Raw genomic sequence first — 23984 nt, forward strand, 5'->3', positions numbered from 1 at the left:
GCGCTACTTCTTCCTCTTCTTCCGGTGCGGCTGGACGCGCTGGTGGCCCTTGGCATGCGCAATGGCAGCTGCAGCGGCGGTCTCAGCGTGAGGGTCTTTTTTTCCTCCGGGGTTGGGCACGGGCGGAAGCCCCTTAGCAGCACGGCGCTCGGCGAGGGCCTTCGCGGCGGGGGATCCCGGCGTCGGCATCCGGCGGATCACAAAGAACTGCTGCCCCATGGTCCACAGGTTGGTGGTGGTCCAGTAGATCAGCACGCCGATGGGGAAGTTGATGCCGCCCACCCCGAACACGATCGGCAGGATGTAGAGCAGCATCTTCTGCTGCCGCATGAACGGGCTGGCCATGGCCTCTTCGGACATGTTCTTGGCCATGATCTGCTTCTGCGTGATGAACTGCGTGGCCGTCATAGCGAGGATCATCACAATGGTCAGGATCATGACCGCGGTGGGGTTGCCCTCTGGATTGTGAAGCAACGTGGCAGTCAGGGGCGCGCCAAAGATGGTGGACGCATCGAACTGTGCCACTTGCTCAGGGCTCATGGCGCCGATGCCCTCACCGGCTTGTTGGGCCGGGCTGATGCCCGCGAGCACAGTAAAGAGCGCGAAGAAGAACGGCATCTGGATCAGGAGGGGGAGGCAAGCCGAGAAGGGGTTGGTGCCGTGTGTCTTGTACAGGGTCATCTGCTCCTGCGCCATGGCCTGGCGGGACAGCTGGTCCTTTTTGCCTTTGTACTTGTCCTGCAGTTTTTTCAGGTCGGGCTGCAGGAGCTGCATTCCGCGCTGGGCTTTGATCTGCTTGACGAACACCGGGATCAGAGCCGCGCGGATCACCAGCACCAGCCCGATGATGGACAACGTCCACGTCCAGCCGCTGGCCGGCGGCATCCCGATGCTGCTCAGGCCCTCGTGGAAGCCGACCATAATGACGGACACCAGCCACTGGAACGGAAACATGATTGTTTCAAACAGGTCCATACATTATCCCTAATCGTTAGGCCGCAGGCGGCCGACGGAAGGCGTCATAATGTGAGCCTAGCCCAGCAGCGATCCGCATGGTTGGACTGGGGCCGGGGGAGAGGCCAGCGGCTGTGATCAGCAAGCGATGTCCTCGAGGAACAGCGCGCCTGTGCGGGCGCCGTCGGCCCTCCTGAGCCGCCGCCCCACAGTCGCGGCACCAAGATGCAGGCTCGCCGACTCCGCAGCTGTCCATAGGGCAGTGGCAATCTCCTCCGCAGACGCCGAGGGTTTGATCAACAGCCCTGCCCCGGCATCCTGCACAGCCTGGCCCACCATCCGCTGATCGAGCAGGGGATGCATCGGGGCGATCACCAGAGGCAGATTGTGCGCCAGAGCGAGCATGGTGGTGGCGTGCCCGCCGTGCCCGAGCACCGCAACGCACTCCGGCATGACCTCTCGGTGCGGAAGATAAGCGTGCGCGGTGACGTTCGGCGGTGCCCAGATTCTGGCGGCGTTGATCGCCGGTCCGGTTGTCAGGATCACCTCGAGCGGCAGGTCCGCCACCGCGTCCAGCGCCTTCTGCATAAACGCTTCCTGCCCGTTGAAGGCTGTGGTGCTCAGGCTCACCAGTACACGCGGTGTGGAACCGGGGGCGGGAGCAGATACCGGGCGTTCGACGTCGACCACTGCTCCCGACCACACCACCCTCCCGTTCTGGTCCCCTGCGCCCTTCCTGCCGGGGCGTCCGGCCGGATCAAGCCGCCGGTCGGTGCACACCAGGATGCGGTTGGCGCGGCTCATCACCCGGCGCGGGCCCAACCCGCGCATCGCCAACATCGTCGTGATGGGAGTCCGTCGGAACGGGCCGTCGAAGAACGCGTAGAAGCTGTGCACCAGCGCCACGGTGAAGAGCCCGGCCCTGGCGGCGGCGTCGAGGGCTCCCAGCAGCAGGCAGTCCACGATCACCACGTCAGTCCGTTCCCTCCGGGCTTCCTCCACCACGTCCTGGGCGATGCCGGCGTCGGTGAACACCGACACCAGCATGGAGATCTGCTGCAGCGTGGGCATCTGCTCCGCCAACGCCATCCTCGGCGAATGGCTGTAAGGCCGGAATTCCGCGCCCGATGCCTCAATCGCAGCCTCCTGCCGGGGATGGCCCAGGAAACGCACCCGGTGCCCGAGCCTCACCAGTTCGCGGGTGATGCCGACGGCGGGCGGCAGGTTCCCGCCGGCGTCGAGCGTTGCAAAGAGGAAGGTAGACACAGCATCCTCCTGGCGTCAGGAACGGCACATCCGGTGGGCTGGATTCTAGTCCTCCGCGCGCTTCCTGGGCAGAGCTCTGCGAAATCGGCGGATATGATCGAATCATGCCCGGACCCGTAGAAGTTCTTGGACCCATCCTGGAACTGATGACCTGGGTGGGCTTCATTCCCGGTATCCCGCTGCTGATCGCCGGCTGGGTGCTTGCGAGACGCCGCTGCCCGTGGACTGTGACCACTGCGGAGGTTGTCGAAGCCGGAGGGTTCAAGGGCTTCCGCTGGTCCGACGGGGACAACACCTCCCACTATTCCCTTCTCACCGCAGAGGAAACGAAGGGCCTCGAAACCGGCAGCGAAGTGGCGCTCCATTACGACGTGTGCCACCCCGGCAGATGGAGCCTCGGCCCGCACCGGCCCGACAACACCGTCATGACCATCGGGTGGATCCTAACCGCGACCGGGTTGGTCTGCACCCTGGGCGGGTTCGTTCTGCTGATGTTCTGACATTCCCGAAGATAAACAAAGTATGAATGTCGAGCGAATGAATTCTTGGCTTAGTTTTCCTTGCACGTATTGGGCGAAAATCATATGCACCTTTGCGGGAAATAAAAAACCGGTCGGTCGGAACGTTAGAGCGCACCTAAGGAACGGTTAGCGGGCAAGAGACCCTCCCTACTCAAAGACTGTGTGACCGAACTCTGGGCGCATGAGTCCTGCCAAACGGGCCCAGGCTGCAGCTTTGTTAGGACAAACCTGTGTTTATTATAAGTAGCCTTATTTTCCCAGAAGTGCTAAGCAGCCTTACATTTGTGTCTCGGTTGTTAGCGTTAATCAAGATAATTGACATGGAACTTTTTGCATCTACTATTCATACATGGGGGGGAGCAAATTCCAGCGCGTTCAGCTGCGAATGGTGTGACCCAAAGAACCATTGGGGTCGAGTTGTACCCTGATCCAACCGTCAGGTGGTAGTCCGTTGAACCTTTTACGCAAGTCGCTGAGTTTTGGGAAGTTCCGGGGTGGTGTGCCCCGTGCGGACGGTCCTCCCAAGGGGACAGGAAAGCAACGCGGACTCGCAGCCGGCGTGGTGACGGTTATTTCAGCTTTGACTCTGGCGTTGCTTCCGGCGGGTGCAGCGAATGCAGCCCCGGTATATGAGTTAACGGCTGCCTGGGAGGCTGGAACTCCCGCCTCGGTCACTTCTGGAGATGTCGTCACCGGCATCTGGCGGTTGAACGTCAATGACGACGCCGCCGCTCCATCGAATGCCCCAGTTGAGAACGTCACTTTCACGGCGACAGTCGCCAATGGGCGGTTCGATGCCGTTCCAACCCTGTGCCTGACCACCGGCGTCACCCCCGTCTCATCCATCTCGGCTGACGGAACTACACTTACCTGCAACCTGGGAACCCTTAACCAAGGCACCGCCGTCGTGATCCAGACGCCTATAGTGGCGGAAGGCCCCACGGGCAGCCAAGTCACCGCGGCAGGCACTATCGACAGCCAGACTGCCGACTTGAGCCCGATCAACATCGTCAACACCTTCGGGATGGACATGCGCTGGGGCGTTGGTACGCCGAACTTTTCCTTTGGCGACGGTGGTTTCCTGATTGACTACGAGTGGACGCTAAGTAAGGCGAAGGCAAGTGAGGCCGGGCCGCAGTCAATCACCTATAACCTGATTATTGCCTCCCCTCAGGGTGGTGCGATCTCCGTTGATCCGAAGGGCTGCACGCCTTTTGAAGGCCCGGGCGTTGCAGACGGTCACCCATGGTCCGGGGGCACCCATCCCGCCAATCAGATGACGGCGCCCGCGGGCACCTGCAACATCATTCAGACAGGTCCGACAACGTTCCAGCTGACGATCTCCGGTATCGACTATGCACCGGCCAATCCACCCACGCTTGATTCGGCCGGCAATCGGCTGCCCGTGGACCAGGTCGCGCTGGCGTCCGGTTCGATTTGGCTCCGGGTAAATACGGCGTCTTCAGGCTCAGCACTCCTGACGTCGGATGCGCCCACGTACACGTCGGTTTCCGGGCAGATAGCGCAGGATGACACGTCGAACAACACAGAGTCGAAGGCGTGGACAACGCCCGGGAGTTACTCGTCAGGCTGGGGCCGCGGCTACACCGGCAGCGGTGGCACCCAATGGGACGACACCTACCGCGTGGCCGCAGGTACGACAGTTGGGCAGTACATGGACACGGCCATGCAACTGCACACAGACCGACCTGACGACAGGATCGTGGGCATGTGCTCGGCCCTCGACACCAAGTACGTAACCTTTGCTGGATGGCATTGGGGACAACCCGCCGCCGCGGGCATCGGAACGACGACCGAGTACTACGTCGGCAACGACCCCACCCTGGATCCAGCCAGCCTCTCCTATGACCCGAACGTGTTCGATTGCGGTTCCAGCAGTGGCTGGACGACCAGCCAGCCGGCAGACCTCACCACTGTCAAGGCAATGCGCATCACGGGCACCCAGGGACAGTTCGAGCAATTTTCGAGCTACCCGCACATCACCCCGGTGGTCACCCAGACGATCCGGCCGGGCACGCCCGCCGGGACGGACGTGTGGTCGTTCTTCTCGGGCGTTCTCGATGCCCCGCTGAATAACTGGTGGAACGGGACCGGGTGCATTACGCCCACGTCGGGATCGCGGTACCCCTGCACCACGGGCTTCCGGGACGTGCTTCGGATCGTGACGGCTGCGCCCGCGATCGCCAAGTCCGTTGATCGGAGTGTGGTGAGCCCGGGTGCCGCGGCGACCTACACGCTCACGTATTCGGCGAACGGTGCAGGTGCTATCCCGGCGACTGTGGATGGCTACCAGATCGTGGACACCCTCCCGTCGGGAGTGACTTATGTTGCCGGATCAGCCACTCCGGAACCTGTTGTGAGTGTTAATGGTTCGGGACAGCAGGTGCTGACATGGACGCTGAACGGGGTGGGCACGAATGCTGATCACGCCCTGACCTACCAGGCTGTTGCTGACAGCACGGTCACGCCGGGGCAGACGCTCACGAACTCTGCAACTGCCTCCCTTGGCGGCATTACAACCGGGCCGGCAACGGCGCAGGTCACTGTTGCGACAAATGGTTTCACCTCGATAGGCAAGACCGCTGACGAGGCGTTCATTCCGAACGTGAACGGCGACGGCGTTGGCGAGGGCTCGTGGACTGTCACGATGAAGTCTTTTGACCCGTTGCCGCAGTCTTTCACCGACACCATCGATATCCTGCCCTACAACGGTGACGGCCGCGGCACCTCCTACAGCGGCTCGTACGCGGTAACGGGAGTCACCGCCGTCGCCGGTTCCACGGTGTACTACACCACGGCTGATCCGGCCTCGCTGAGCGATGACCCGGCACATGCGGGAAACGGCGCTGCCGGAAACGTCACCGGCAATACCGTCGGGTGGACCACAACCCAGCCGGCCAACCCGACCGCGGTCCGCGTGATCGGTCCGGAACTGGCACCCGGGGCTACCCAGGCCTTCACTGTTGCCATCGAGACCGCCGGTGTCACCGGCGGGGATGTGCTGGTGAACCGGGCCCAGGGCCGGGCCGAGCACACCGAACTGGTGATGCGCACCTCAGCGGCGATCACGGTCGCTAACTACTACTCGGCATCGCTGAAGAAGGAAGTCAGGGACTCCAACGGTGTCTGGCACGACGCGAACGACGCGGTGGACTACCCGACCTTCCGTACCGGCGATACGGTCCCGTACCGGATCACGGTCACGAACATGGGCCAGGGCACACTGACAAACGTTGTCGTCTCCGATGACAGGTACCCGGCGGAGGGCGGATTCACCATTGCTTCCCTGGCTCCGGGCGCGACCCAGACCCATGAATTCGAAATCACCCTGGGAGCAGGCGTGGCGTCGACGTTCGTGAACACGGCCTCGGCGACCGCGGACACCCCGGCTGACTCGCAGGTGCCTCCCACGATCAACTCCGACTCCGCCGGGATTGAGGTTGCCAACTACACCACGGTGAAGACCTCTGACCCGGCCACCGGATCCACCGTTGTCCCGGGCCAGAAAGTCACCTACACGGTCACGGTGACCCAGACCGGTTCTGTTCCCGCGAACGCCATGCTCACGGACAACCTGACCGCTGTTCTGGATGACGCCACCTACAACAACGACGCCGCCGCTTCCGTAGGCGCTGTCTCTGTTGCTGACGGCGGACTGTCCTGGAACGGCACCATCCCTGTCGGCGGCACGGCCACGATCACCTACTCCGTGACGGTCAATACGCCCCCGGCAGGAGACCAGATCCTGACGAACGTCGTGACCTCCCCGGGATGCGTTCCGGTCAACGGTCAAACCCCGGACTGCACCACCACCCACCCGGTGGGCGCTTACACGGTGGACAAGTCCTCGGACCCCGGTTCCGGCGCCACCGCCACCCCCGGTCAAAAGATCACCTACACGATCACTGTGGCCCAGACCGGACCCGGGGCTTTGACCGGGGTGAGCATCAGCGATGACCTCTCAGCCGTTTTGGATGACGCCACGTTCAACAACGACGCCACCGCGTCCGCGGGAACCGTGAACCTCACCTCACCCACCCTGGCCTGGACCGGGGACCTCCCGGTCGGCGCCGTGGTCACCATCACCTACTCCGTCACCCTCGCCCCGCAGGGCACCGGCGACGGAACCATCACCAACACGGTCACCGCCGAAACACCCGGCGGGACCACCCGCAACCGGAGCACCACGCACTTTGTCTCGGACCTGACTGTCACAAAGAGCGTTGATCCGGCATCCGGCACAGCCGCAGCCGCCGGAAACAAGCTGACCTACACGCTGACGTTCAAGAACACCGGAACCGGCCCGTCTGCCGTGGACTACACCGACCTGATCGCCGGTGTGCTCGACGACGCGGACATCACCACGGCCCCCGTATCCTCGGATCCGGCCCTGGCTGCTTCGGCCATAACGAACGGCGCGTTCACCATCACCGGTGAACTCGCAGCCAACCAGACCGCGACCGTGACCTACACCGTGCAGGTCAAGCAGGACGGCGCCCGCGGAGACAACACGCTGGCCAACTTCCTGTTCCAGACCGGCGGCCAACCAGCAACGGCGTGTGTGACCGGCGATCCCCTCTGCACCACCAACCCGATCAGCACACCGCCCGCACCGGCACCACTGGCCAACACCGGAGCCACCATCACCGGCGCAGCGCTGTTTGCACTGCTCGCACTGCTCACCGGTACCGTTCTGGTTACCGTCAGGCGGCGCCAGGCAACACAAACAAAGGAAAGGGCAACCCCCACAATCTAAAACTTCGGTTCACCGCTACCCCCGATATAGCGGTGACCGGAAACGGCGCTGATAAGAAGCGGCCGTAACAACAGATGCAGGCTCCCCCTGAGACAGGGAGCCTGCATCTGCTTTAAAACGCCTTTTCCGGATGACATGGCCAGGGCTCATGGTGCCCGTCTGTGTCCTACGTTACGAAGAATTTTTCGGTGACAGACCACTTTTGATAATCTGGACGTGGTTATGCAGGCGGCCACCCGGTTTTCCTTGAGGTATTTTCTATGGCCACCAAGCTTGCTGTCACTGTTGCAGTTGACCTGGATGTTACGGCTGTCACGCTGAAAACTGCCGGCACCCTGACTCCCGAAAATGTGCGTGGACTCATTGCAATTGCACGCCGCGCTCGGCGCATGCTTCCAAGCCTGACCGTCCACGTTGATTTGGGCCGGCTGCGTGCCGTTTCCCCTGAGGCACTTCAAGCCCTGGCTGACGCTGGCCTGAGTACGCTTCGGCCAGGTCCAGTGGAGACGCGTCATGGCTCACGGTTCCTTCGACGCGAGGGACGGCTGGCCGCATGACCGGCAACGGCACGGCCTCGCAGGGCCAGCGCATGTTCCACAAATACAGAAGGTGGCCGCTGTTGCCCACCGGAGACCTCCTGAAGTTACAGCGCTGCCTGCGGCAATCCCAGGACCTGTACAGACCGGATGCGTCACGGGACCTTCTGCGCATCATCGATGACGAACTCCAACTCCGCGCATATTGTCACGACATGGAGCAGCAGTCAGATGGATGCGTGGGCAACAACTAGGCTGCGCGGACATGGCGTATGGGCTGTTGGGGGCCATGTCCGCGCTTACTATGGCTTCCTCAGTGAGTCCGCCCTGCGCCACGTTTGAGGAAGATGCCGGTGGTGAGCTTGGCGGGTGCGTCGAGGTTGGCGCCGTCGTCCACTCCCACTCCCAGCCGGCTGACAAGCTCGCCACCCAGCCAGGCCGTGCCGGTGGCGATAACAATGGCCACCAGTTCAAGCACGAAAGGCAAGGCGGTTGGCACGTAGTCCTGGGTGCCGCCACGGAGGAACCAGCTGACTGCGAATAGCACCAGCATCAGGGCGTTGCCGATTCCGTGGAGCCGGCCGACACGTTTGGCCCGGGACTCGCCAGGCACTGCGAGGTAGTCGATGAGTCCGAAAACCGCTGCAAGAAGGCCCATCAGGACACCTGCCGCGATCATCAGGTACCCGGCTGTGGTGAAGCGGCCGTCGTTCAGCACCAACCCGATGATGTCGAAGACAACCGCTCCCGTGAGCAACCCCAGCGGGAAGACAACCAACTGCTGGTGAATTGCGTGGCCTGCTGCCTTTGCCCTGCTCTCCATGCCCGCCTCCCTGGAACCATACCGTGGGAGGCGAAGACGATCCCGGCCTCCAACTCCAAGACTAGCCTCGGCTGCTTTTAGAATCTAGGGTGGAGTCACAACGGAGGGCCTGCCCCTAAGAATGGAGAAATCGTGAACGCCAACCCAACCACTCCTCTCAAGAACAGGGCGATCACGCACCTCACCGCAAGCTCTCTGGGCGGGCGCTTGAAGGAGCACTACGACAATCTCCCGCTGCCTTTGCCTGTCGTGGTGGCAATGTCCTTGGATCTTCTCCTTCACCGGCTCCGCCCGCTGCCGCTTCCCGGCAGCCGCTCCCTCCACCGAACAGCCGGGGCAGGATTAGTGCTTGCCGGCGTCGGCCTGAATGTCTGGGCGCTGGGGGAACGGCGACGTCATTCAACGGGCCCGTTTGCATTGGAGCGGCCGGAGGAGCTGGTGATCACCGGCCCGTATGCAATCACCCGCCATCCCATGTATGTGGGCTGGTGGCTCATCCAACTGGGGGCGGGAGTTCTTGCCGGGACATCCTGGGTCCTCGCGACGCTACCGGCGGAACTGTTTGTGGAGCACCCCAGTGTCCTCAAAGAAGAGGCCGACGTCGCCGGGCTCTTTCCAGAGTCCTACCCGGAGTACGCGGAAAGGGTTCCGCGCTACCTCGGGTTTCTCAAACGGCACGGCTAACGAGGAGCGAAAGCTGCACTGACGTTCACGCCCCATCCACCGGCGGTTCACTCCGGCGGTCAAGGATGAACCCATGACTGCTTTCACCCGCCGAAACATCCTCAAGGGTGCCCTTGCCGCTGCCGGTGGTGCCGCCGTCGTTCCCACCACGGCTGGAACCGCCGCTGCGTACGCTCCCCGCCCGTCCGCCGTCGCACTGGTCCGTAACAGGCTGCTGCTCCCATGCGGGATTGCCACCGGCGATGTCACCGCCGATTCCGGTGTCCTCTGGTCCCGCGCGTCGGGTCCGGGCCGGCTGGTGGCCAGACTGCTGGCGGTCGACGACGGCGGGTCGCCCCTCCGCGGCGGCCGCGCCTTCCAGCGGGTGCTGCGGGGGAGTACCGCCAGCGAAGCCACGGACTTCACATCGAAGATCAACGCGCAACAGTTGCCCAGCGGTACGCGGTTCGCGCTGACCATGCACTTCGAGGATCCCGAAGGTAACGCCGGGGAAGCTGCGCAGGGCTCGTTCAGCACGGCCCCCGGTCCCAACGTGAACGGCCGAGGCGTTGGCGGCGGGGTTGGCGGCGGCCGGGCGAGCCGCGGGCAGAGCTTCGTCTGGTCCGGCGACACCGCCGGCCAGGGCTGGGGCATCAACGAGGACATCGGCGGGATGCGCGGCTACGCGGCCATGCACGCCACCCGCCCGGACTTCTTCATCCATGCCGGCGACACTATCTACGCAGATGGACCCATCGCCGCCCAGGTGACCGAACCGGACGGGCAGATCTGGCGGAACCTGGTTACCGAGGAAGTGTCCAAGGTGGCCGAGACGCTCAGCGAGTTCCGCGGCCGGCACCGCTATAACCTCATGGACCGAAATGTGCGGGCGATGTACGCGGAGGTTCCGGTGATCGCCCAGTGGGACGACCACGAGACCACCAACAACTGGTACCCGGGGGAGATCCTCACCGACGCCCGCTACACCGAACGCAGGGTGGACGTGCTCGCGGCGCGGGGCCGCCAGGCGTGGCAGGAGTACCAGCCGATTGCTGCTTTGAGCGACGGGAGCACAGGCTTCGAGCCCGCCCGCATCTACCGCAAGATTTCCCGTGGCCCGCAGCTGGACATCTTCTGCCTGGACATGCGCACCTTCAAGGACCCGAACACGGACGGCAAAGAAACGCACCTCACCCACATCCTGGGCCAGGAACAGGCCGACTGGCTCGTCAAGGAAGTCAGCCGCTCCAAGGCCACCTGGAAGGTCATCTCGGCAGACCTGCCGCTCGGACTCATCGTGCCTGACGGCCCGGTGAACCAGGAATCTCTCGCCAACCGCGACGCCGGAGCCCCCTTGGGCAAGGAGCTCGAGATCGCGGGTGTGCTGTCGGCGTTCAAGCGCAACCGGGTTAAAAACGTGGTCTGGCTGACGGCCGACGTCCACTACTGCGCCGCACACCACTACTCTCCCGAGCGTGCGGCCTTCCATGATTTCGATCCGTTCTGGGAATTTGTGGCTGGCCCTATCAACGCCGGAACCTTTGGCCCCGGCCAACTGGACGGCACCTTCGGGCCCGAGGTGGCCTTCTTCAAGGCAGGCGCCTACGCTAACGAATCACCTCGAAGCGGCGAGAGCCAGTACTTCGGGCACGTGGAGCTGAGCGAGGACGACGTCTTCACGGTCAGCCTCCGCAACGCCAACGGCGGTGTCCTGTGGAGTAAGGAGCTGCGCCCGGAGCGGTGAACGCCGAGAGTCATTGCCGGCTAGACGATATGAGGCAGGAGGGGCTCGCTGCCGAGGGGCGGTCCTTCTGAATGCCATTGTCGCCGGGGCGGATCCGGATCGCCAGGTTCGTGGGGGCGCTTGTAAAAGTGTAGTGGCGTTCCGGATCCTGGTCCCGGCGCTGATGGCCTCTGCCAGAAGGACCAGGAAGTGTGGCCCGAAGGGGCTGGAACCTCCTTTTCAAAGCAAGGCGTGGGTTGCCTGCCACACTTGGCGGACAGGTAGAGCCACATTTGAAAATTGGAGGTTCCAGCTATGTTCGAGCGTACAAGCGTTGGCTTGGATGTCCATGCCCGTACCGTTGTCGCATGCGCGTTGGACGGGCAGACCGGTGAAGTCATTCCGCACCGGATGACTCCGGACCATGGCGAGATTCTTGCCTGGATCGTATCCCTGCCTACCCCGGTGAGGGTGGTCTACGAGGCCGGCCCGACGGGTTTCGGTCTGGCCCGGTTCCTGCTCGCGGCGGGGATCGACACGGTGGTCGCGGCTCCGTCCAAACTCCAGCGCCCGTCCGGGGACCGAGTGAAGACCGATGCCAAGGACGCACTCCATCTGGCCCGGCTGCTGAAACTCGGCGAGATTACGTCGGTCAGGATCCCGTCAGCGGACCAAGAAGCGGCACGGGACCTCGTGCGCGCCCGGGAAGATGTCCGCGGGGATCTGATGCGGTCCCGGCACCGGATCTCCAAGCTCCTGCTTCGCCAGGGCATGGTGTATTCGGGCGGGCAGGCCTGGACCGGAACCCATCAGCTCTGGTTGGCCCGGCAGCATTTCGATGCCCCTGCCCGGCAACTGACCTACGAGTCTTCTCTTGAGGCGATGCACGAGATCTCGGACCGCCGCGACCGCCTCGATGAGGCGATCACTGCGATGGCGTACGGGAGCGAATACACATCCGTTGTCCGGGCGCTGCAGTGCCTGCGGGGAATCTCGACCCTGACTGCCTTCGGATTGGCTGTGGAGATCGGTGACTGGCATCGCTTTACCGGCGCCACGATCGGGGCTTACCTCGGGCTGGTCCCGACAGAGCATTCATCGGGAGCGTCCCGGTCTCTGGGCTCCATCACCAAAACCGGCAACACACACGCCCGCCGGCTCCTCGTTGAAGCCGCTTGGCACCACCGCAGACCATACAACAATCCGTCACGGCTGATGCGGTCACGGTGGGAAGAAGCCAGCTCTGAAGCACGGACCCGCGGCCATGCCGGGAACCGGCGCCTGCACAACCGCTGGATCAACTATCTCGAACGCCGTAAGCGTCCGGTCATCGCCAACGTCGCCGTCGCCCGCGAGCTCGCCGGCTGGTGCTGGTCCCTGGCCACCGGCGCACATCAGGCCGAAGTCGGCCCCCGCTCGACAGCTTCCGGCCCCTGATCCAGGGGGCAAGGAAAAACCCGGGAAGTGAAAGTCGTGAGAGGTCCTTGCAGCGCGTGGAGTAAACCCGCGATACACCTATGGGCAACCGGAAACGGACCACGCCCGTCATTGCTAGACCAGCGGTAACCTCCAGCCGAACACTTCGTCCTGCGGTAACCAACCCGCGCATATCAGTCTGACCGCGCCGTCGCCAACGACACGCTGACCACCCATCGGCTGCCCATCCCGGCCAAAAAGGAAGCGGTCCCAGGCAACTCAACCCCGGGACCGCTTCCCCATGCCTATTGACAACGCAGGACTACATATCAGGTGTAGTCTTTGGTTTCGGCGCGCTATCGGGTTGGCGACCTCGCCTTTGTTGATGCTGATCGTTGCCCCGGGAGTGAGACTCGCACAGTACTCCGAGTTGGCGCGGATGACGTAGCTGTACTCGCTACCGTCAGGCAAGCGGACGTCAATGATGATGCGCGCCAGAAGTGTCTTGCCCTTCCTCGGCGGGTGTTCGGGGGCCAAGGAATTGCTCATGCACGCGGTCCTTCTCAAGTCGGAACGCAAGGGCAAGGTGGCGGAGTCATTAGCCCAGATTACTGGGGGTCCGTGGCTATCATTCCTCGCTCGGAGCGCTGTGGCGTCGTTAGCCGGGGATGTTCTCTTCGCAGAGCCCGTACAGGGCCTCCAGCAGGGCTGACTCCAGTTGGTCCGTCCATAAGCCGCGCTTGTTTTCAGCCTCCGGGTCCTCAAGGGGTGATGGCAGGGGCGGAGGGACCATAGTCATTGTTGCCTGATACCGGCCGTCAGCACTGCTGATGGCAACCGTGCGGTAGGTCAGGTAGCCGCCCCTGCCGCCATATCTGTGAGCGCCGGTACAGTCCCGCGACCATTTCCAAAGGCCTAAACCGATGGAGGGCTCACGGGTGGTCTTCTTCATCTCCTCCAGCGAGCCGGGCGACACCACCTTGCCCTGGAAAAGTGCCGCGAGGAACGTATTGACGTCCGCCATGGTGGAAACGACGCCATGGGCCGGTGAACCGAGCTGGTCAGGTGTTGGTCCGCCGCCCACGCGCTCGCCCCTGATCGTGACATATCCCTGGATCATGTCGGGAGCCCCATCGAGGGGGTTATCGACAGTTGTGTGGGTCAGGCCCAGCGGCTTGATGATGTCGTCGTCGAGAACCTGGGAGAAGGGCTTGCCTCGCAGCTTCTCCAGAAGCTGGCCAAGGGCCAGGTAGTTCGAGTCTGAATAGCGGAAATTACCAACGTACTCCCATGGGAGTGTGCCGGTGATTTGAAGGCCCCGCTGCAGGCTCAGCCTCTGTTTGGTTGCGGGAAGGATGTCGTCGACGGTTTTGAACATTGCGTCCTGGTACGAGGGCATCCCTGACGTGTGGCCGAGGAGTTGACGGACCGTGATCGGACGCGGGGGCTTCAGCACAGTCGTGAAGCTCTCCAGGATGTCATTGACAGGGTCATCGAGTTTGATCAGGCCATCATCGACCAGCTTCATGACCGATACCGCGGTCATTGTTTTTGTGACACTTGCTATGGACACCCTGTCCCCGGGCTGCGCGGGGCTCCGGGAATCCAGGTCGCGGACGCCGTAGGCCTTGGACCATTCCCCTCCAGGCCAACGGACCTGTGCAACGACAGCAGTCGCGCCCTTTTCGACGACGGACCGCATGGCCATATCGAGGGACTCTGCCTCTGCCGGGGGTGGAGCTGCCGGCGGCGTCGGAGACGGGCTGGGACTGGTGCAAGATGTCAGCGTCCCCGCGAGCACCAGTACGGTTGCCGTGATGAATGCCGGGAAGAAACGTGTCTTGGGGTGCATGGCAACCGCCGGGGATCGACACGAACAGGGAAAGACCGCGCGACGCCGCCCCCGGTCAAGGTTCGCCCGGCGCCCTAGCCCCAGCATCACAATCTTAGGGTTCACAACCGCACAGGTCGAGGGCCCAGAAGGACCCCGCTGACCCGCTAGGCTTGGCTCCGGACACTTTGGGGGTTGGCAATGGACATTTGCGGTTTCTCAGACATCAGGACGTGCGGGTCAAAGGGCTGGGGAGTTGCTGTACTCGCAATTTTCCTGGCATCAGGACTGGCAGCGTGCACGTCCGCTGGGGCCTCTCCGGAACCGACGACGGTGACACCCACTGCCACCGCTGCAGGGACAGCACCGGCCCATCCTGGAAAGCCGTCACTGGCCGGGCCCACAATTACTGATTCCTTCGGCAACGCGGATTTCTACACCACCGTCTCCGGGGACACCTTTGCCGTGGTTGCGGCGGCCTTCGGGATCTCCGAAGCGAAACTTAGTGAGTTCAATGGGATGGAGCCAGGGACCCCGCTGGCGCCGAATACGAAGCTTCGCCTCATCCCCGCACCAAGCCCGATCCTCGGCGCGAAGGGGGCCGCTACATTTGACGCCAATGGCATTCCCGTCACCTATGTGATCGAAGCCAATGACACTCTTGACGGCATCATCTACCGGTTCGGACTTACCAAGGAGCAGTTGGCAGAAGCGAACAAGGTCCCATTCGTCTATGAGCAGGGCAACCAATATTTTGTCCGCGCCGGTAAGCACATCCAGCTGCAGAAGAACCCTGTGGACAGCAGGTCCGGCAAGGGAAAAATGGTCAATAACTCCTTTGGCCACACCATCTTTTACACCACCGTGGATGGCGACTCATTCGACAGTCTCGGCTACCAATTCAGATCCACTACTGCGCAACTGCTGCAATACAACCCCTTCCTCGTGGCTGACAAGCCGATTCCCGCGGGCACCAAAGTGAGTCTGATGCACGGCGATCAAAAGATCGATGGCGCCCAAGGCACCTTCACTGCCGATGCCGAGGGGACCCCGCTCACCTACACCACCGCACCGGGGGACATCGAGAAGCAAATAGTGTTCCGTTTCGGCCTGACGGGCCAGGCGGACCTGGGATGGGCGAACCGTCCACTCACTGGCCACGGCAGAGTCTGGTACGACTACAATGACGTGCCGTCAGGAGAGCTCGCACCAGGACAAACCATCAGCTTGGCTTTGAATAAACCGATCAACAAGTAGGCCCTAGCCTCGAGGATTCCAGTATCAGTGCGTCGAGTACTGAGCGATGATGACGCCCGTCGTCGTCGTGATTGAACGTTCCAGAATCAGATCGATCCGTTCGCCCTGATCAAACAGCTTTGTGCCGGAACCGAGCAGGATCGGGTGGATCTGCAGAATGTACTCATCGATCAGCCCGTCCGCCTGCAGCGTCCGGACGAGCTCCCCGCTGCCCAGGATGGTGAGATCGGCGTCGTCGTTCTCATGAAGTGCCGCAACAGTCTGGGCGGCCTCGCCGGCGAGCAGAGTCGAGTTGGCGTATTCCAATTGAGTGTTTAAGGACCGGGAGACCACGTACTTCTGCGAGTTCAAGAGGACGTCTGTAAACGGATTTGGCTCCGGCGTTGTCGTCCATAAGCCGAGCAGGTCTGCGTATGTGCGGTGGCCGAACAGCAGAGCACCCCCGGCCGCCATTCCCTCCGCCGCGAACTCCATCGAAACCGAATCCTGGTAGCCGTTGGCCCACCCGCCATGTTTGAAGCCACCCCGGGTGTCCTCATCCGGCCGTCCGGGAGCCTGCATAACGCCGTCGAGGGTAATGCTCTGGAAAACACTGATCCTTGCCATGCTCTTCTCCGTCTCAACCGGCTGGGCCCCGCGCGAAATCCGGGGTTTCCTTCAGAATCTGAAAGGGACGGGTCCTTCCCCCGTGCAATGAGGAAGGGCCCGTCCGGCTTCGATCACACCTAAGGCGTGGGGCTGCCGCCGTTGACGTTAAGGGTCTCGCCGATCACGAAGCTCGACTCCGGTGACGCCAGGAACACATAGGCAGGGGCGAGTTCCGCCGGCTGCCCGGCACGGCCCAGGGGAGTGCTCTGCCCAAACTCCGGGAGCGCCTCCTTCGGCTGGCCGCTGCTCACCTGCAGTGGCGTCCAGATTGGCCCGGGCGCCACAGCGTTCACGCGGATGCCCTTGGGGGCCAGCTGTTGCGCGAGGCCCTTGGTGAAGTTGTTGATGCTGGCCTTGGTGGTGGCGTAATCAAGCAGCGTGGGCGACGGGTTGTACGCCTGGACCGACGTCGTGTTGATAATCGTGGAGCCGGCAGGCATGTGCGGCACCGCGGCCTTGGTGAGCCAGAACATGGCGTAGACGTTGGTCTTCAGCGTATGGTCGAACTGCTCGTCGCTGATCTCACCGATATCTTCCTGCGCCACTTGCTTCCCGGCGTTGTTCACCAACAGGTCCACTCCGCCAAGTTCGCGGAGGGCCGTCTCCACCAGATCGCGGCAGACCGTGGAGTCCTTGAGATCCCCTGGCACCTTGACCGCCTTGCGGCCGGCCTTCTCGATCAGGTTGGCGATTCGGGTTGCGTCCTCTTCCTCTTCGGGAAGGTAGGAAAGTACGACGTCGGCGCCCTCCCTTGCGAAGGCAATGGCGGTCGCTGCTCCGATGCCAGAGTCCGCACCGGTGACGATCGCCTTCCGGCCGTCCAGGCGGCCAGTGCCGCGGTAGGTGTCCTCGCCCAGGTCGGCCTTCGGCTGCAGCTTGGCGTCCAAGCCGGGTTCGGGCTGGTGCTGCTTGGGCGGTTCGATGTGCTCGTAGGCGGTGACAGGGTTCTGGAACGTGTACTGATCGGTCATGGTGCTCCTCCGCAAAGATTGGTCTGAACACGGACTATGGCTGGAATCCAGCGTTTCGGCATGACGCTAAGCATGCTTACCTTTCCAGCGTAGCGAGAGTGCTTCCATGCCGCAAAGAGGGTGGGCGAAGCTTTTGGTTGTGTGAACATTCGTGCACGCCGCGTGAACGGCGCGCGCTGCCGCGCTGGCCACACTAGGCTCTACTCGCCAGTAACTTAGCCGCCAGAGGTCGAGCGGGCTGTCGAAGCGGGCGCCCAGGGCTTGGTCATTTCTTGCCGCACGTTCGTGCAAGTGGCATCGAGAAAGCGGCCGCCCTCCCTAATATCGAAACACCCAACCTTCGATGACGAGGCTCACACTCCCGCCCGTCCTCAGTTCTCACCCCGGCACCAATAGACACTAAAACGATGAGGTTTCAATGTCGCTGTCAAAGCAGACCCAGGCCAGCAAATCACCGCTGAAGAAATCACCGCTGAAGAAGATCACGTCCCTCGCCGCTGGCCTCGTTCTGGCTGCCTCCCTGACGGTGGTCCCGGCCCAGGCCGCCGTCGTCGAGATTTCCCCTCCTGGCGCCAATGATTGGTCCTGTAAACCGAGTGCGGAGCACCCCTATCCGATCATCCTGGTTCCCGGAACGTTCGAGAGCATGGCGAAGAACTGGATCACGTTGTCGCCCTATCTCAAGAACGCTGGCTACTGCGTTTTCGCCCTCAACTACGGCGAGACGAATGGCGTCTACGCAACGGCGCCGGTGGCTGACTCAGCCAGGGAACTGGCCCCGTTCGTGGATGCCGTCCGTGCCGCAACCGGAGCCAAAAAGGTGAATCTGGTGGGCCACAGCCAGGGTGGAATGATGCCCCGCTACTACTTGGGCTTCCTCGGCGGAGCGAAGTACGTTAATCAGCTCGTCGGCATTGCCCCCTCCAACCACGGCACTGAGGGTGTGATCGTGCCGCCGCCAAGCTTCCTCCCGGAGGCGGACTTCGACGCCCTCGACTGCGCCGCCTGTGCCGACCAGCAGGCCGACTCGGCGTTTATGCAGAAGCTGAACTCGATCGGCGATACCGTGGCGGGCCCGTCATACACAGTGATCTCGACCAGGTACGACGAGATTGTTATCCCCTACAACAGCCAGTTCCTCACAGGCCCCGCCCGCCAGGTCACCAACATCACCATCCAGGACAAGTGCCCCGCCGACGTGTTCGAACACGACCAGACACCGAACGATCCTGTAGTCCACCAGCTGGTCACCCATGCCCTCGGCAGGACTTCCGGACCAGCGGATCCGGCCTACCAGCCACGCTGCCTCTGAGGATGCGGGTGCCCGTTCCGCCCGCCCGGCGCCAGGGGAGGCGGAACGGATCCGGCGGCGCCGTCGTTGTAACAGCGCCAGCACGCCCGGAAACCCATCCCAAAAGCCCCAAATAAAAGGACCCCATGAGTCAGCACACCATCGTCATCACCGGAGCCAGCGATGGCATCGGCGCAGCAGCCGCGCGGGCGCTGAGCAGGGCGGGGGAGCGGGTTGTCGTCGTCGGGCGTTCACCGGAGAAGACACAGGCGGTGGCCAAAGAGCTCGACGCCGACTACTTCGTGAGCGACTTCGCGGACCTTTCCCAGGTGCGGGAGCTCGCCGCGGCGTTGAGGAGTAACTACCCAAGGATTGACGTCCTGGCCAACAACGCCGGTGGCATCATGGGCAGGCGGGAACTCACCGTCGACGGCTACGAGAAGACCTTCCAGGTGAACCATCTCGCCCCGTTCCTGCTGACCACCCTGCTGATGGACGTGCTCACGGCCAGCCAGGCCACCGTCATCAACACCGCAAGCGCAGCCAACGGCTTCGGCAAGCTGGACCTCGCCGATCTCGACTCCTCCCGCAACTACTCCACCAACCGCGCCTACGGCTCCGGCAAGCTCGCCAACATCCTCTTCACCAGCGAGCTCCACCGCCGCTTCGGCGCTCACGGAACCGCATTGGAAGGAACCACCACAGGAATCACGACGGCGGCGTTCCACCCCGGCGTCGTGGCCACCAACTTCGCGGCGGAGTCCACCAGCCCCTTCAGGCACGCCTACAAAACCATCCTGCACCGGTTCCTGCTCACGTCCGAGCAGGGCGCGGACACGCTCGTCTGGCTCGCGACGTCAAAGCCGGGGGAGGACTGGGTCTCGGGCGCATACTACGCCAAGCGGGCGCTGGCGAAGGCTAACAAGCAGGCCTACGACGCCGACCTGGCTCGCGAGCTTTGGGACCGCAGCGAGCGCATGGTCAGGCTGGACAGCTAGCGCCGAACTCAAGGGGATCTCAGGGAACCGAGAACGCGTGACAGAGCACGTTCCGCCGATGCGATCGGAAGATTTCGGGCAGCGTCACTTCATCCTTATAGGACCCGATCAAGTACTCATCGACGTGATCCAGCCCATTGAGCCCTCAGCTGAGTTTTCTGCCCAGTACGTTCAGAGCTGACGCGTAACGGCCAGGGAGCGTCCCAGGCTACGGCTTCACCCGCAGCTTGTGGATCAACTCGAACGCGTGCAGAGTCCGCAGGGTGGCCATTTCCAGGCCGGCCTCCGGCTCCGGGTGCGAGAAGTAGAAGCCCTGGAGGGAATCGCACTTCAGATCCAGCAGGTACGCGGCCTGCTCCGGGGTCTCGATGCCTTCGGCAGTCACCAGGAGGCCGAGGTTATGCGCCATGTTGATCATGGAGCTCAGGATGGGCAGCTTCTCCGCCCCGGTGCGGACCATGGACACAAACGACTGATCGATCTTCACGGCGTCCACGGGAAGCTCCTGCAGCCGCCCCAGCGACGAGTACCCTGTACCGAAATCGTCCAGCGCAACCTGTACGCCGGCGTCGCGCAGTTGGTTCAGCTGCTCCAGCACCCCGCAGTCAGCATCGAAGAACACGCTCTCGGTGACTTCGATGACCATCTGCCCAGGATCCACGTTGCAGGAGGCAGCAACGCGTAGCACGCCTTCGGCGAAGTTCGGTTCCTGGATCTGCACGCCGGAGATGTTCACGGCAAGGGAGCGGGTACTGTCCTCGGCCAGCCACGGGCCCATCTCGGTGCAGGCACGTCGCAGCACGAGCGCTCCGATGGCCCCGATCAAACCGCTGCGCTCAGCAAGGGGGATGAACTGGGTGGGCGGGATGATCTCGCCGTCGCGGTCCCAGCGGGCCAGCGCCTCAAACTGCACCACAGCGTCAAGCCGCGGAGTCAGCACCGGCTGGTAGTTCACATAGATATCGCCACGGTCCACGGCCAGCCTCAGGCTTGCTTCCATGTCGGTGCGCTGGACGAGGGCCGCCATCATTTCCGGCCGGAACCGCATGTAGCGGTTCTTGCCGGCAGCTTTCGCCGCGTACATCGCGACGTCGGCCTGCCGGAGCAGGTCTGAGGGCTCAACCGGCTTCTCGCTCAGGGAAGCCAGCCCCAGGCTCAGGCTCGGCCGGAGCATGGTGCCGTAAAGGAAGACGGGAACATTGAGGGAATCGACAATCCGCTCGGCCACGTCCTCAGCGTTCTCAACATCGGTCAGCAGCACCACAAACTCGTCACCGCCCAGCCTGGCCACGGTGTCGTTGGGTCGCACACAGAAGCGAAGGCGGCGCGCCACTTCAATGAGCATCTGATCCCCGGCATGGTGCCCGAGGATGTCATTAACTTCCTTGAAATCGTCCAGGTCAATCAGCAGGACGTCCACGGAACTGCCTGCCCGATCCCGCAGGGCTTCGGTGAGCTGGTCGTTAAACAACTGCCGGTTCGCCAGCCCCGTCAGGGGGTCCTTGAAGGCTAGATCCTTCAATTGTGCGGCCTGTTCGGCCAGGTCATTCATAGCCTTCCTGGCCTGCTCCTGCGCCTTCCGCCGGAGCGTGACATCGCGGAAACTCCAGACGCGTCCGACAACCTCATTCGCGACTTTTTGTGGGCGGGAGTACCTTTCAAAGGTCCTGCCGTCGAGGAACTCCAAAACGTCGTGGCTTTCAGCATCCGGATTGGTGTAGAGCTCCTTGACCTTCTCCAGGAAACTCTCTGGTTCGGAAAGCTGCTCCAGCACAAACTTCATCACGGCTTCGTCGTCGTGGGTGTCCAGCAATTCACGGGGGATGCCCCACATGGACACAAACTGATCGTTAAGCCCGGCGATCTGGCCGTCGCTGGTGACCACCAGGATGCCGTCCGCCGTCGACTCAAGCGTAGCCGTGAGCAGCGACATCGCTTGGCGGAGGCTGGCGTCCGTTTCCTTCCGGTGGCCGGCGTCGCGGACCGTGACCGTCATATAGGTCCCGGTCGAAGTTTCAAAGAGGGAACATGCCACCTCGCCGGCGAACTCGCTGCCGTCAGCCCTTAGACCGTACGCCTCGAACGGCTGGAGGGGAGTATCCGGCGAGCTGCGCCGGAGGGCATCGAAAACTTTGAGGAATCCATGGCGGTAGTCTTCAGCCAGCAGTATCCGGTGATCTGCGCCAATCAAGTCAGCCCGTGAATGACCAAACATGCGTTCAGTTGCCGAATTCACCAAACTGATGGTGCCGTCCGCGGACAGGACGAGGACCGCGTCCGGGCTAGACTCCAGCACAGAGCGGTGTTCAATCCCCGAAATGGGAATTACCTCACCGCTGATATCGGCAGCTCGGCGTAAAGACGGTTCCATAGAGCCCTTTTTTTGAGACCTAGAATTATTCATAATGCGCCTTCCCCCAAGCACATCATAAGGTGCAAAGGTCAATTATCAATGGCGGCGAATCAATTCTGCGTTCCATTTCTTCGGGTTCTCCTGTAGCCATTCCAGCTTCACCTAGGGCCACCAACGCGCAGCCCCCGCACAGAAGCCATGGCCGTCTCTGCCCTCGTCATGGCCATGTCCAATCTGTTGTCAGAAACCGGGCGCGAGAAGAGATAGCCCTGCAGGAAATCACAGCCCAGGTCCATCAGGTACTCAGCCTGTGCAGGGGTCTCGATGCCCTCAGCAGTGACGGACAGGTTCAGGGCGTGCGCCATGGTGATCATGGAACTGAGCAGCGGAAGTTTCTCCGCGCCGGTTCGCACCATGGAGACGAAACTGCCGTCGATCTTCACTGAATCAACCGGCAGGTCCTGCAGCCGACCCAGTGACGAATAGCCCGTGCCGAAATCATCGAGCGCCACCCGCATCCGTGCCCGGCGGAGGTGCTTCAGCTGGTCGATCACCTGCGTGCCAGGATCCAGGAAAACACTCTCCGTCACCTCGAGCACCAACTGTGCAGGATCAACCCGACAGGAGGAAGCGATCCGCAGCGCGACGTCGGCGAAATCCTGCTCGTGCAGCTGGCCGCCGGACACGTTGAAGCTCAGGGAACGGGATTTGTCCGCGGCAAGCCACGGCTGCAGCTCAACGCAGGCGCGCGCCATCACGCTGTTGCCCAGATCGCTGATCAGCCCGCTGCGCTCTGCCATGGGAATGAACTGCCCCGGAGGAATGAATTCGCCGTCGCGCTCCCAGCGGGCCAACGCCTCCAGCTGCACTTCCCGCCCTGAACCTGTGGCAACAACAGGCTGATACTGCACCTTCACTTCGCCATGAAGCACCGCGACGCGGAGCCTGGCTTCCATGTCGTTGCGCTGGGCCAGGACCATAAGCATCTCGGGCCGGAACCGCATGTACCGGTTTTTGCCCCCGGCCTTGGCTGCATACATAGCCACATCCGCCTGCCGAAGCAGGTCCGAAGGCTCCATGGTGGTTTCACTCATGGACGCGAGGCCCAGTGAGAGGCTCGGCTTGAGGTGCGCCCCGCCGATGCTCACCGGAGCGTTCAGCGTTTCCATGATGCGTTCCGCCACTGCAGCCGGATCCGCGACGTTGGTCAGGAGCACCACGAATTCGTCCCCGCCAAGCCGCCCCACCGTGTCATTGGGCCGGACGCAGGAACGCAGCCGGCGGGCCGTTTCGATCAGCATCTGATCGCCCGCCTGGTGGCCATGGATGTCGTTGACCTCCTTAAAGTCGTCCAGGTCCAGCAGGATGAGATCGACGGCGATGTGCCGAGGCCGCCGCATCGCCTGCGCCAGCTGGTCGTTGAACAACTGCCGGTTGGCGAGCCCCGTCAGTTGATCCTGGAATGCCATCGCCCGCAGCTGGGACGCCTCCTCTGCCAGCGCGTTGCCCGCCTTCCGGTACGTGGCATCCCGCACGGATACTGCCAGCGACGGCGCCGCATTTCCGGACGGAGTCGGCAGTTGTGATGCCGGCAGCAGTGAGCAGACGATTTCGGCCGGAAACTCGGAACCGTCACCGCGCAGGCAAACGGGCTCGATCGGCGGATTCCCGAGAACCGCATCAGAGCTTTTCCGCAGGACGTCGTATTCCCAGACGATGGCTTCAAGGAACCCGTCGGCGAGCAGGATCCGGTGGTCCGACCCCACTAGCTCTTCCCTGGACCGTCCAAACAGCCGCTCCGCCGCCAGGTTCGCCCGGCGGATGGTGCCGTCACGGCCAAGAATCAGCAGCGCGTCCGGGCTGAAATCGAGCTCTGAAGCGGACGCATCCCCTTGGGCATCCGACATCATTCGATAGAAACAAGGTATTCGGTACTAAATCGAGCCATCTTGTTTT

Annotated in this window: 19 protein-coding genes; 10 read left to right on the forward strand and 9 right to left on the reverse strand. The window is 62.7% G+C overall.

Annotated features, from left to right (window positions below):
- Positions 1 to 3 precede the first annotated feature (3 nt).
- The gene (gene yidC / locus M1D88_RS05245) at positions 4 to 975 is read right to left on the reverse strand and encodes a membrane protein insertase YidC (protein ID WP_458113514.1); all 972 of its coding nucleotides are present in this window, start codon (positions 973 to 975) and stop codon (positions 4 to 6) included.
- Positions 976 to 1092: 117 nt separating this feature from the next.
- Positions 1093 to 2220: a glycosyltransferase gene (locus tag M1D88_RS05250; protein WP_458113515.1), complete on the reverse strand. Its 1128-nt coding sequence runs from the start codon at positions 2218 to 2220 to the stop codon at positions 1093 to 1095.
- 104 nt (positions 2221 to 2324) lie between these two features.
- On the opposite strand from M1D88_RS05250, the gene M1D88_RS05255 reads away from it, so the two are divergent.
- The 4 genes from M1D88_RS05255 (at position 2325) to M1D88_RS05270 (ending at position 8308) form a co-directional block, all read left to right on the forward strand.
- Positions 2325 to 2720 (forward strand): hypothetical protein, encoded by a 396-nt coding sequence (locus M1D88_RS05255; RefSeq protein ID WP_458113516.1) that lies wholly within the window; start codon positions 2325 to 2327, stop codon positions 2718 to 2720.
- A gap of 472 nt (positions 2721 to 3192) precedes the next feature.
- Entirely contained in the window at positions 3193 to 7518 is a 4326-nt protein-coding gene (locus tag M1D88_RS05260) for a DUF7927 domain-containing protein (RefSeq protein ID WP_458113517.1), read from the forward strand.
- A 260-nt stretch (positions 7519 to 7778) separates the two neighbouring features.
- Positions 7779 to 8075, forward strand: coding sequence for a hypothetical protein (locus M1D88_RS05265; protein WP_458113518.1), 297 nt, complete (start codon positions 7779 to 7781; stop codon positions 8073 to 8075).
- Positions 8072 to 8308, forward strand: a complete 237-nt coding sequence (locus tag M1D88_RS05270; RefSeq protein WP_458113519.1) for a hypothetical protein — start codon at positions 8072 to 8074, stop codon at positions 8306 to 8308. Before M1D88_RS05265 ends, M1D88_RS05270 begins: the two co-directional genes overlap by 4 nt.
- A 59-nt stretch (positions 8309 to 8367) precedes the next feature.
- Here the strand turns inward: M1D88_RS05270 and M1D88_RS05275 are convergent, their stop codons facing one another.
- Positions 8368 to 8877, reverse strand: a complete 510-nt coding sequence (locus tag M1D88_RS05275; RefSeq protein ID WP_458113520.1) for a DUF2231 domain-containing protein — start codon at positions 8875 to 8877, stop codon at positions 8368 to 8370.
- Between the two features lie 132 nt (positions 8878 to 9009).
- Between M1D88_RS05275 and M1D88_RS05280 the strand changes: the two genes are divergently transcribed.
- The 3 genes from M1D88_RS05280 to M1D88_RS05290 all read left to right on the forward strand — a co-directional run bounded on the left by M1D88_RS05280 (position 9010) and on the right by M1D88_RS05290 (position 12700).
- Positions 9010 to 9561: a methyltransferase family protein gene (locus M1D88_RS05280; protein ID WP_458113521.1), complete on the forward strand. Its 552-nt coding sequence runs from the start codon at positions 9010 to 9012 to the stop codon at positions 9559 to 9561.
- Positions 9562 to 9634: 73 nt separating this feature from the next.
- Complete coding sequence (locus M1D88_RS05285) at positions 9635 to 11284, forward strand: alkaline phosphatase D family protein (protein WP_458113522.1); 1650 nt, start codon at positions 9635 to 9637, stop codon at positions 11282 to 11284.
- A 294-nt stretch (positions 11285 to 11578) separates the two neighbouring features.
- Positions 11579 to 12700, forward strand: a complete 1122-nt coding sequence (locus tag M1D88_RS05290) for an IS110 family RNA-guided transposase (RefSeq protein ID WP_458113523.1) — start codon at positions 11579 to 11581, stop codon at positions 12698 to 12700.
- Between the two features lie 258 nt (positions 12701 to 12958).
- Here M1D88_RS05290 and M1D88_RS05295 read toward each other — a convergent pair whose 3' ends face one another.
- Positions 12959 to 13228 carry a hypothetical protein gene (locus M1D88_RS05295; protein ID WP_458113524.1) on the reverse strand — a complete coding sequence of 90 codons (270 nt, stop codon included), beginning with the start codon at positions 13226 to 13228 and terminating at the stop codon, positions 12959 to 12961.
- Between the two features lie 109 nt (positions 13229 to 13337).
- Positions 13338 to 14531, reverse strand: a complete 1194-nt coding sequence (locus tag M1D88_RS05300) for a serine hydrolase domain-containing protein (protein WP_458113525.1) — start codon at positions 14529 to 14531, stop codon at positions 13338 to 13340.
- 312 nt (positions 14532 to 14843) lie between these two features.
- Between M1D88_RS05300 and M1D88_RS05305 the strand changes: the two genes are divergently transcribed.
- Positions 14844 to 15767, forward strand: a complete 924-nt coding sequence (locus M1D88_RS05305) for a LysM peptidoglycan-binding domain-containing protein (RefSeq protein WP_458113526.1) — start codon at positions 14844 to 14846, stop codon at positions 15765 to 15767.
- Between the two features lie 24 nt (positions 15768 to 15791).
- On the opposite strand, the gene M1D88_RS05310 is transcribed toward M1D88_RS05305, so the two are convergent.
- Together M1D88_RS05310 and M1D88_RS05315 are read right to left on the reverse strand one after the other, a co-directional pair.
- On the reverse strand, positions 15792 to 16373 hold the full coding sequence (locus M1D88_RS05310; RefSeq protein WP_458113527.1) for a dihydrofolate reductase family protein: 582 nt from the start codon (positions 16371 to 16373) through the stop codon (positions 15792 to 15794).
- 119 nt (positions 16374 to 16492) lie between these two features.
- On the reverse strand, positions 16493 to 17386 hold the full coding sequence (locus tag M1D88_RS05315) for a glucose 1-dehydrogenase (protein WP_458113528.1): 894 nt from the start codon (positions 17384 to 17386) through the stop codon (positions 16493 to 16495).
- A gap of 418 nt (positions 17387 to 17804) precedes the next feature.
- On the opposite strand from M1D88_RS05315, the gene M1D88_RS05320 reads away from it, so the two are divergent.
- Positions 17805 to 18698 carry an esterase/lipase family protein gene (locus tag M1D88_RS05320; protein WP_458113529.1) on the forward strand — a complete coding sequence of 298 codons (894 nt, stop codon included), beginning with the start codon at positions 17805 to 17807 and terminating at the stop codon, positions 18696 to 18698.
- 125 nt (positions 18699 to 18823) lie between these two features.
- Positions 18824 to 19675: an SDR family NAD(P)-dependent oxidoreductase gene (locus tag M1D88_RS05325; RefSeq protein ID WP_458113530.1), complete on the forward strand. Its 852-nt coding sequence runs from the start codon at positions 18824 to 18826 to the stop codon at positions 19673 to 19675.
- A gap of 208 nt (positions 19676 to 19883) precedes the next feature.
- Here the strand turns inward: M1D88_RS05325 and M1D88_RS05330 are convergent, their stop codons facing one another.
- Both M1D88_RS05330 and M1D88_RS05335 read right to left on the reverse strand, forming a co-directional pair.
- A complete protein-coding gene (locus M1D88_RS05330) occupies positions 19884 to 22046 on the reverse strand; it encodes a putative bifunctional diguanylate cyclase/phosphodiesterase (RefSeq protein ID WP_458113531.1) in 2163 nt (720 codons plus the stop codon).
- Positions 22047 to 22186: 140 nt separating this feature from the next.
- Positions 22187 to 23938: a putative bifunctional diguanylate cyclase/phosphodiesterase gene (locus M1D88_RS05335; protein ID WP_458113532.1), complete on the reverse strand. Its 1752-nt coding sequence runs from the start codon at positions 23936 to 23938 to the stop codon at positions 22187 to 22189.
- Positions 23939 to 23984 lie beyond the last annotated feature (46 nt).

The organism is Arthrobacter sp. R1-13 (assembly GCF_054161475.1).

Coding starts and splice junctions, on each gene's coding strand:
- M1D88_RS05330 (WP_458113531.1), bottom strand. CDS start 22,046: ATGGAACCGTCTTTACGCCGAGCTGCCGATATCAGCGGTGAGGTAATT.
- M1D88_RS05270 (WP_458113519.1), top strand. CDS start 8,072: ATGACCGGCAACGGCACGGCCTCGCAGGGCCAGCGCATGTTCCACAAA.
- M1D88_RS05310 (WP_458113527.1), bottom strand. CDS start 16,373: ATGGCAAGGATCAGTGTTTTCCAGAGCATTACCCTCGACGGCGTTATG.
- M1D88_RS05320 (WP_458113529.1), top strand. CDS start 17,805: ATGTCGCTGTCAAAGCAGACCCAGGCCAGCAAATCACCGCTGAAGAAA.
- M1D88_RS05255 (WP_458113516.1), top strand. CDS start 2,325: ATGCCCGGACCCGTAGAAGTTCTTGGACCCATCCTGGAACTGATGACC.
- M1D88_RS05335 (WP_458113532.1), bottom strand. CDS start 23,938: ATGATGTCGGATGCCCAAGGGGATGCGTCCGCTTCAGAGCTCGATTTC.
- M1D88_RS05290 (WP_458113523.1), top strand. CDS start 11,579: ATGTTCGAGCGTACAAGCGTTGGCTTGGATGTCCATGCCCGTACCGTT.
- M1D88_RS05315 (WP_458113528.1), bottom strand. CDS start 17,386: ATGACCGATCAGTACACGTTCCAGAACCCTGTCACCGCCTACGAGCAC.
- M1D88_RS05300 (WP_458113525.1), bottom strand. CDS start 14,531: ATGCACCCCAAGACACGTTTCTTCCCGGCATTCATCACGGCAACCGTA.
- M1D88_RS05275 (WP_458113520.1), bottom strand. CDS start 8,877: ATGGAGAGCAGGGCAAAGGCAGCAGGCCACGCAATTCACCAGCAGTTG.
- M1D88_RS05285 (WP_458113522.1), top strand. CDS start 9,635: ATGACTGCTTTCACCCGCCGAAACATCCTCAAGGGTGCCCTTGCCGCT.
- yidC (WP_458113514.1), bottom strand. CDS start 975: ATGGACCTGTTTGAAACAATCATGTTTCCGTTCCAGTGGCTGGTGTCC.
- M1D88_RS05295 (WP_458113524.1), bottom strand. CDS start 13,228: ATGAGCAATTCCTTGGCCCCCGAACACCCGCCGAGGAAGGGCAAGACA.
- M1D88_RS05325 (WP_458113530.1), top strand. CDS start 18,824: ATGAGTCAGCACACCATCGTCATCACCGGAGCCAGCGATGGCATCGGC.
- M1D88_RS05265 (WP_458113518.1), top strand. CDS start 7,779: ATGGCCACCAAGCTTGCTGTCACTGTTGCAGTTGACCTGGATGTTACG.